Origin of the sequence: Coleofasciculus sp. FACHB-712 (assembly GCF_014695635.1) — a bacterium.
GTDB lineage: Bacteria > Cyanobacteriota > Cyanobacteriia > Cyanobacteriales > FACHB-T130 > FACHB-T130.
The window spans coordinates 1-2,038 of sequence record NZ_JACJOQ010000275.1; the positions used below are offsets into that span (position 1 = coordinate 1).

A 2,038-nucleotide genomic window follows, 5' to 3' on the forward strand; every position below is an offset into this window, starting at 1 on the left:
AACCTATTTGTCCGGTTTTGCTCCCCGTAAATCCCCCAACTTATCGGAGGGATTTACGGGGAGAATCAATATTCTGCAACTGATACCTCAGATGGAAGGTGGGCGGAAATAGCACCAGTAGGATTTGAGGAGGATAGTGAATGGAATGCAGACATTATTGAAGCTTGGAAAAACGAATTGATTGCTTGGACTTGAGTAGACCTCCTGCATGAATCAGGAGGCATGTGCCAGTTCGTAGTTCAGCAAGCCAGCAATTAGGTTTAAGCGCAAACCAAATCTCTGCCTGCGATTGCGATAACGTCCTGAAAAAATGTGAAAAATCTTGAAGCGGCGAATCACATGCTCGACTCGTACTCGCAATCGCGCTAGCGCCCGATTATGCTGCTTTTGTTCAACAGGTAACGGTTGCTTACGGCGCTTCTTAGTTGGTATGCAAGCTCCCACATGGCGTTTGGCAAATCCTTGATAACCTCGGTCAGCTAAACATAATTGGGACGATACGAACGGCAAACGGCTACGCTTGAGCAATTTGAAGTCATGTGTTTTGCCAGTATCTACTGCTGTACAAATCACTTGCCCACTATCAAACTCCACTAACACTTGAGCTTTCAGTGTATGGCACTATTGAAGAGCCACTGTAGTAGCGTTTCTGGTTTTTTTTGGACGTTCAATCTCAATTTCTCCCACATCAACAACCAGCACTTTCCACTCCCAACCAGGCTGATATAGTTGACGTTGACTGGGCAGACGGAACTTGCCGCACTTGATCAACAAGTCTTCAACTTTGCGAACAATTCGCCCTACGGTCGTCTCGTGCAATCCCCAACTCACTCCCATGTGAAATTGACTGCGATACTCTCTCCAATATTCCAATGCCACTCTTCTATTGGTCTTCAACGCTGAGCTTGGGTTGTCCCCCTCGTCGTCCTTGGCGCTCCAGATGCGGGCGTAATACTTCAACTATTTCAGCAAAGGTTTCACGACTAACGCCGCATAAGCGCTTGAACTCACCTTCTGAAAGCGATTGTAGCTCCGTATACGGCATACCAACTCCCCAGTGTCTTGATGCTGATCTACTCCCTTATTGTGCAATCTCGATTATGAACTGGCACACTACTTGACCATTCATGCAGGAGGTCTAGTGGAAGGGGCAGACATTGCTAACCCTGATTCTGTTCGTTTCCATCTAGCACCTAGCAATTATTGATACTTGTCCAGTACCTCTGAAGTAAAGACGCGATCGCTCTTTTAGCGCTTGAACCACCACGATTGACAGTTAATCCCCCTGCGTCATCGTTTGTTGAGAGGAATATGCCATGACTCTGAAAATCAAAGTTTTCTCTGACTACGTTTGTCCATACTGTTTTCTAGCCGAATTCCCCCTAGAAGCAGCGATTAAGGGAAAAGACGTTGAAGCTGAGTGGATACCCTTTGAGCTTCGACCATCACCACAGGCGACGCTGAAACCGGAAGACGATTATCTTCAAACGGTTTGGAAGCAGTCAGTCTATCCACTAGCGAGAAAAATGGGTGTTGAGATCAAGCTACCAACTATCTCGCCGCAACCACATACGCATCTAGCGTTCGAGGGTTATCAGTACGCGAGAGAACATGGTAAAGCTAACGAATACAATGACCGTCTTCTCCGAGCGTTTTTTCAAGAAGATCGGGATATTGGCAATATCGAGATTTTGACGCAGTTAGCGGGAGAAATTGGGCTGGATGAAAAAGAGTTTAGAGAATCCTTGGAAACTCGAAGGTATAAAACAGCTCATCAGCAGGCATTAGAACAGACTCGCAAAGAAGTCGGTATTACCTCAGTCCCGACATTTATGATTGGCGATCGCATTTTGCCGGGTTTGTTAAGTCAAGAAAGCTTGGAACGAGCCATTGATCAGGCATTGGAGGGCAATCTTAGTCAAAAATAGCGATCGCCTAAACTGCCCATTTTTCTAACCATTGGCGTGAATTCCCTAACCGACAAATTCATCCCCATCGGGATGGGTAAAGTACGACTCTAATCATTACAGGAGATAAA

The 2,038-nt window shown here is 46.1% G+C and carries 1 protein-coding gene and 1 pseudogene; one reads left to right on the plus strand and one right to left on the minus strand.

All coding sequences use genetic code 11. From position 1 onward, the window contains the following. Window positions 1-213: 213 nt before the first annotated feature. Window positions 214-1,045 (minus strand): annotated as a pseudogene (locus tag H6F50_RS27870) (IS5 family transposase). 271 nt (window positions 1,046-1,316) lie between these two features. On the opposite strand from H6F50_RS27870, the gene H6F50_RS07550 reads away from it, so the two are divergent. Then, window positions 1,317-1,928, plus strand: a complete 612-nt coding sequence (locus tag H6F50_RS07550) for a DsbA family oxidoreductase (RefSeq protein ID WP_190428051.1) — start codon at window positions 1,317-1,319, stop codon at window positions 1,926-1,928. The last annotated feature ends 110 nt before the right edge of the window (window positions 1,929-2,038 follow it).